This is a genomic window from Acinetobacter sp. UBA6720 (assembly GCF_002454215.1).
Classification (GTDB): domain Bacteria; phylum Pseudomonadota; class Gammaproteobacteria; order Pseudomonadales; family Moraxellaceae; genus Acinetobacter.
In genome coordinates this window covers 1-6,153 of the sequence record NZ_DKIK01000115.1, presented here as the reverse complement: position 1 = coordinate 6,153, position 6,153 = coordinate 1, and the positions used below count along the sequence as shown (strand labels likewise).

Sequence of the window (6,153 nt, the reverse complement as noted above, 5' to 3'; positions counted from 1 at the left end):
TTTGATCATTCGCCTTTGGGTGGTTTACGTTGCAAGTTAACGTTCCCAAAAAAATGAAACACAAAAGGAAGTATGTATGAAACATATTATGCTGGTTGAAGATGAAGTAGAACTTGCACAATTGGTCCGCGATTATCTTGAAGCAGCGGGCTTTGAAGTCAGTATGTTTCACGATGGTCAGGACGCATTTGATAGCTTTACGCAGCGTAAACCGAGTCTCATGATTTTAGACTTGATGGTGCCGCGTATGGATGGTTTAACCATTTGCCGTAAAGTCCGCGAACAGTCGGATTTACCGATCATTATGGTTACCGCACGTACCGAAGAAATTGACCGCGTGCTTGGCTTGAACATGGGGGCAGACGACTATGTGTGTAAACCATTTAGCCCGAAAGAATTAGTGGCGCGTGTCCAAGCCGTGTTACGCCGTTTAGAGCGTAAAGCTGAGCCTGAAGATCAGTCTTTATTCCGTATGGATAAAGCGCAGCAACGCATTTGGTATCAACAAAAGCCTTTAAACCTAACACCGACCGAGTTTCGTTTACTGGAGTTGTTTTTAGAGCATGTGGGGCAAGTCTATTCACGTGCGCAGTTGCTAGATCATATCAACCCAGACAGCTTTGAAGTTGCTGACCGTGTGATTGATAGTCATATTAAGAACTTACGTCGTAAGATTTCGGATGCAGCTGAAACAGGCAACCGTCATGAATGGGTTCAGGCAGTATATGGTGTAGGTTACCGTTTTGAATATCCTGAAGATTAATTCAGTTATCTAAACAATAAAAAAGCGGATAAGTCTTAGGCTTATCCGCTTTTTTATGCATTCAGGGGAGGGAATAAGCAAAAATGACAGTCAGTTTGAATGCGAAATTGCTAAAGCGAGACGGGACAATCGGCGATTTTAAAGGGCAAGACTGGTTGACCGCCTGTACAAGCGGTACAATTCATTTTTTTATCAGATGAGCATGTGTTTTGAGCAGCGAGACGCCTAAACTTCAGCGCCGTTTAAAGAACCGCCATATTCAATTGATCGCCATGGGTGGTGCAATTGGTACAGGTTTGTTCTTAGGTTCAGCACATATTATTGAGTCTGCTGGTCCATCCATTATTTTGGGTTATATGATTGGTGGTTTGATTGCATTTTTAATTATGCGTCAGCTCGGTGAAATGATTGTACATGAGCCTGTGACGGGTTCATTCAGCTACTTTGCCTTTAAGTATTGGGGGCGGTTTTCAGGCTTTTTAACAGGCTGGAACTACTGGGTACTGTATATCTTGGTGGTGATGACTGAGCTGACCGCGATTGGCAAGTATGTGAATTACTGGTGGCCGCATATTCCTGCGTGGGTCTCGGTGCTGGTGTTTTTTGTGGTGATTACACTGGCCAATCTCGCCAATGTCAAATTGTATGCGGAGTCTGAGTTCTGGCTGTCGATGATTAAGGTTGTGGCGATTATTGCCATGATCATCTTCGGGGTTTATCTGTTATTGACGGCTGATGTCGGTTCCACTGCCTCCATCACGAACTTATGGGTACATGGCGGGTTTTTCCCTCATGGCTTTGAAGGCTTGTTTTATATGTTGGCCTTTATGATGTTTGCCTTTGGCGGCATTGAGCTGATTAGTATGGCGGCTGCGGAAACCGAAGATCCTGAAAAGAACATTCCAAAAGCCGTCAATCAAACGGTGATTCGGGTTTTCCTATTCTATATTTGCTCGCTGGCGATTCTTTTGTCTCTGGTGCCTTGGAATCAATTGGATTTGGGTGGGCTAGATAAAAGTCCATTTGTGCTTATTTTTAAGCAAATGGGCATTGATTGGGCAGCGCATTTACTCAATTTTATTATTCTGACTGCATCGGTTTCTGTTTGTAATAGTGGCATGTATGCCAATAGTCGCATGCTATTAGGTCTGGCAGAACAGGGCAATGCTCCACAAGTTTTTAAGCATGTGAATCGACAAGGGACACCAATTGCGGCGGTTTTATTTTCAGCATTATTGATTTTCGGTTGCGTACTGTTGAATTACTTTTTGCCTGAAAAAGCACTCAGTTATCTGATTTATATTGTGGTTAGTGCTGCGGTGCTGAATTGGATGATGATCAGTTTGATTCATCTTAAATTTAGACAGAGTATGAAAAAACAAGGCATTCAAACCAAGTTTCCAGCGTTGTTTGCACCGTTTAGCAATTATTTTGTTCTAGCCTTTATGCTGATGATTTTATATATCATGTGGAATCAAGGCTTTATGCTTTCAGTATTAATGCTTCCTGTCTGGATCCTCGTGCTCTTTGTTTTATTTAAAACATTGAAGCCGAAGAAAAGCTAAAGCGTAGGTAACGATGTTGAAAAGGACTCAATATGAGTCCTTTTTTATTGGTTTTTTGATCGTTTAGGATTCTGATTGATTACTAAATTTAAGCATTTTGAATAATGTTTTAATTTGTCTTTTTACTTTTACGTTTGTTTTAGACAAGGTCGATGAGTCTGTATTCAAATCAGCGAAGCATTCTGCTAGCCATGTGCACGTCACTTAGGGTTGGGTTGTGAGATAGTATCCAAATTTTGCAACAATGCGATCAAATAAGCAACTGAGCAGATAAATGACCTAGATTTCATTCAATCTCAGAGGGTCTTCGTATGAGGTTCACCATAGCTTTTGGATTAACTTGAGTGGCGAGTGAGCGATGCTTATACTCAGTTTTTTCGGATTGATATGTATAGATAATTAAATAGGCAAAATTGAGAAAAGAGAGGTTGTATTTCCAACAGATTGAAGCAGTGGGTTATCAAGTTGCTTTTAAAGTACTCAAAAATTAACTTTAAGGAGTCAGGCTCAACTTCAGGCATCCTGAAAACTATCCACAATTTCTGCGGATAATTTTGGGGGTAAGTCCCTTTTAGATCATTTTTTGTGTACGCTTTGGCTTACAACTATTCAAGCGGATTGCGTCTAGGTCAGCCTCCAAATTTTTTATATGATGCAGTCATAGAGAACAGGAAGTTCCAAAACATAAAACAAAAATAATAAGTTCAGCACGAGGATGTGAGGTACGACAGGAGTTATACCTAGCTAAGTGATACGAAAAAAGCCCGACAGGATGTCGGGCTTTTTTTTGACCTAGCAAATATTCATTGCATTTTCATTTTTGTATTTCTTTTCCAAAGAGAAACAGTATATAAAATGTTGAAAAGTTGCACAGCCTAGATAATATGCGTTCAAACCTATGATCTGCTTGATGCAGTGATAGGGTTCAGCTTTAGAACATGTAAAAGGAGTAATTAAATTCTGTTCATTCAATACATGTTTAGGTGATGGCTTGAAGTGCAGCAATTCGCTGTTTTTGTCGTTTATTCAGCTTGGATACCACGAGCTCATAAGAGCTGTGTACTAGATCTATGACTAAATCTGGATCTACGTTTTCATCCTCATAAATTGAAATCCAATGTTTTTTATTCATATGCCAACCTGCATGAATATACGGATAAATATCACGTAGCATCGCGCCGTGGTCAGGCTTGACTTTTAAGTTACTTAAAGCCACACCCTTTAAAGATGAATTGAGCAAAAACATTTTATCCATGACTTTATAGACATCACAGCCCTCACCAAAGGGCTGACTACACGTCACTTCTGGCAGGTGTAAAGCAAATGATGCAACAAGTTTATGTAATGTCATTTATAACTAATTAATTAAATAATACTATTTAAAGATTTTTCCTTTTAAAGAATGATCTTTAACCCATCCCGCAACGCTTCTAGAATTAACATAACAAATAAGGAGGTCAGCCGTATTTCGAGAGTTGACAAAGCAAATTTTTGAATCAGCGATAGAACTAGATTCAACGAAACACCATAATTCATCATTTCCACGAGCAGGACTTCTTGATTCAACTCGACATACTAATAAGTCTGCTGCGCTACGAGAAGTTACCTCACAAACAAGAAAGTCAGAAGAACTTCGACTTTCTTTTACTTTGACTAATGCCATATTATTATCAATTATTGATTGGTTATTAACCATGATACACAAATAATTTATAAAAGATAAGGTTTTAAGTTCCACTTATCATGAGGAACAACTCACCATCACCTCTGGAACATCGGTTGATAAAGGTGCTACATCCTCAGCTTTCTCTAGGGCTACATTCCGCTCAAACGGGTGGCTGAGGAGGTCAAATAAGCGTTCGACTTCTGAGAAATCATTCCGTTCAGCCAGTTCAATCGCTTTTTGCGCCATGTGATTGCGTAGGATATAAACAGGGTTGGCTTGTTGCATGGCTGCATCGAGTACTACTGTGTCTTGATTGGCACGAATCTGTTCATATTGCGCAAGGAAACTTTCAAACTGACGGCGGTCAAGGCAGTCATCTTTAATTGTTTCATATTGTTTATTCTGCAAACGAGTAAAGCTCTGTGTGTAGTCGAGCTGTTCGGTTTGTAGAATCCGTAAGAAGGTCATGGCACAGTCAAAACTGTCAGTGTGGAAATGAGGTAAGCCCATTTTCTGACTTAAACCCAGTTTGTAGTGCTCCAAGAACGTGGGTTCATAGTGCTCTAGGCAAGTGGCAAGGTCTTGCTTCCATTGTTCTTTGTCATAGTCTTGTGGACAAAGCGGAATGAGGTTATTCAACCATGTCCATAAGTTCCAGTGTCCAATGCTCGGCTGTTGTTGATAGGTATAGCGGCCTTGGTAGTCGGAGTGATTGTTAATCCAATTCGGACGGAAACGTTCCATAAAACCATAGGGGCCAAAATCGAGGGTTGAACCCGTAATGTTTAAATTATCGGTATTCATCACTCCGTGTGCGAAGCCGACCAGTTGCCATTTGGCAATCATGACCGCAGTCCGTTGAATCACTTGGGTTGCAAATGCCAAAACAGGTTGTTCTGCCTCTAAACATTCGGGGTAATGCCATGCGATGCATTTTTGCGTAAATTCGCCAAGTAAATCAGGTTGATACTGATTGATCCACTCAAAATGTCCCAAGCGAATATGACAGTCTGATGTACGTAACATCATCGCGCCGAGTTCTAATTTCTCCCGCTGCACGCCTTGAGCTGACGAGGTAAAGCCGACAGCGTTACTTGATGCCACGCCTAAACTATTCAGTGCATGTCCAGCCAAATACTCACGAATGACGGAGCGAAGTACCGCACGGCCATCTCCCATACGTGAGTAAGGGGTAGAACCTGCACCCTTTAAATGCAGGTCAATGGTTTGACCATGTTGATCAAGAATTTGCGCGATCAATAAACCCCGACCATCACCGAGCTGTCCCGCCCACTGACCAAATTGATGTCCAGCATAAACCATTGCCAAAGGTTCAAATTCACTAAAGGTTTTCTGTCCGCTACAAATCTCTATCCAAGACTGTTTGTCAGCTTCAGACCATTGCAACTGTTCTGCTAAGGCTGCATTGAAATGACCTGCTTTTGCCCCTTTTAGTGGAAGGGGCTGTTGATGGTGATAAAGCTTTGAAGGAAGGAGGGAATAGCGTGAGTTGAATTGCATAGTGAAAGATCACAAGGGATAAGCCATGACCCCATCAATATAGCAAAGTTTTAGTGTCAAGATATATAACCAACTGTTTTAGTCGACTATAAATAACTTGGCACCCTTTGAGGTGGACGAGCGATGGGCTTCAGCTTGATCTGCAACTTGGTAACTCATGCCAGCCGTAAGGGTAAAGCTACGACCATCATCTAGTTCGGTGTGGAGTTCGCCTTCTAAGCACAACAGGATATGTCCTTTAGAACACCAATGGTCGGCCAAATAGTTCTCCGAATACTCCACCATACGCACGCGAATCGCGTCAAATTGCTGCGTGCGCCATAGGGCATAACCTTGATCACCTGTATGGCGGGTGGTGGGTATCTCGGCCCAGTTGGTGATACCGAATGGGATGTTGTTTATATCCATGTTGTTATCCTTTATGAACTGCTAAAAAAAGCCCCTTGCGGAGCTTTCTTTTGAAACGATTATTAGAAATCAATTATTGTGAAACAGGCGCTTTTTTAATGCTACGCATCAGCGTGGTTAAGGTTTGACGATGATGACCTAAACGCTGTTCAACCAATTGAAATTCAATTTTAAGCTTTTCATCCATTTGATGAATTTTTTCAGCTACAGCTGTTTTCTTGGCTTGAATT

At 41.3% G+C, this 6,153-nt stretch carries 6 protein-coding genes and 1 pseudogene; 2 read left to right on the top strand and 5 right to left on the bottom strand.

The window, feature by feature from the left end:
• The first annotated feature begins 76 nt into the window (after positions 1-76).
• Together B4F08_RS10015 and B4F08_RS10010 are read left to right on the top strand one after the other, a co-directional pair.
• Positions 77-763 carry a response regulator gene (locus B4F08_RS10015; protein ID WP_004983596.1) on the top strand — a complete coding sequence of 229 codons (687 nt, stop codon included), beginning with the start codon at positions 77-79 and terminating at the stop codon, positions 761-763.
• A gap of 209 nt (positions 764-972) precedes the next feature.
• Positions 973-2,328 carry an amino acid permease gene (locus tag B4F08_RS10010; RefSeq protein WP_291374288.1) on the top strand — a complete coding sequence of 452 codons (1,356 nt, stop codon included), beginning with the start codon at positions 973-975 and terminating at the stop codon, positions 2,326-2,328.
• Between the two features lie 979 nt (positions 2,329-3,307).
• On the opposite strand, the gene B4F08_RS10005 is transcribed toward B4F08_RS10010, so the two are convergent.
• The 5 genes and pseudogenes from B4F08_RS10005 to B4F08_RS09985 all read right to left on the bottom strand — a co-directional run.
• The gene (locus B4F08_RS10005) at positions 3,308-3,679 is read right to left on the bottom strand and encodes an MmcQ/YjbR family DNA-binding protein (RefSeq protein WP_291374287.1); all 372 of its coding nucleotides are present in this window, start codon (positions 3,677-3,679) and stop codon (positions 3,308-3,310) included.
• Positions 3,680-3,703: 24 nt separating this feature from the next.
• On the bottom strand, positions 3,704-3,991 hold the full coding sequence (locus B4F08_RS10000; protein ID WP_291374286.1) for a DUF6150 family protein: 288 nt from the start codon (positions 3,989-3,991) through the stop codon (positions 3,704-3,706).
• Between the two features lie 78 nt (positions 3,992-4,069).
• On the bottom strand, positions 4,070-5,515 hold the full coding sequence (locus B4F08_RS09995) for a protein adenylyltransferase SelO (protein ID WP_291374285.1): 1,446 nt from the start codon (positions 5,513-5,515) through the stop codon (positions 4,070-4,072).
• A 78-nt stretch (positions 5,516-5,593) separates the two neighbouring features.
• The gene (locus tag B4F08_RS09990) at positions 5,594-5,923 is read right to left on the bottom strand and encodes a DHCW motif cupin fold protein (protein ID WP_086210413.1); all 330 of its coding nucleotides are present in this window, start codon (positions 5,921-5,923) and stop codon (positions 5,594-5,596) included.
• Positions 5,924-5,996: 73 nt separating this feature from the next.
• Positions 5,997-6,153: pseudogene (locus B4F08_RS09985) on the bottom strand (acyl-CoA desaturase); the annotation flags it as partial.

Coding starts and splice junctions, on each gene's coding strand:
- B4F08_RS10015 (WP_004983596.1), top strand. CDS start 77: ATGAAACATATTATGCTGGTTGAAGATGAAGTAGAACTTGCACAATTG.
- B4F08_RS10005 (WP_291374287.1), bottom strand. CDS start 3,679: ATGACATTACATAAACTTGTTGCATCATTTGCTTTACACCTGCCAGAA.
- B4F08_RS10000 (WP_291374286.1), bottom strand. CDS start 3,991: ATGGCATTAGTCAAAGTAAAAGAAAGTCGAAGTTCTTCTGACTTTCTT.
- B4F08_RS09995 (WP_291374285.1), bottom strand. CDS start 5,515: ATGCAATTCAACTCACGCTATTCCCTCCTTCCTTCAAAGCTTTATCAC.
- B4F08_RS09990 (WP_086210413.1), bottom strand. CDS start 5,923: ATGGATATAAACAACATCCCATTCGGTATCACCAACTGGGCCGAGATA.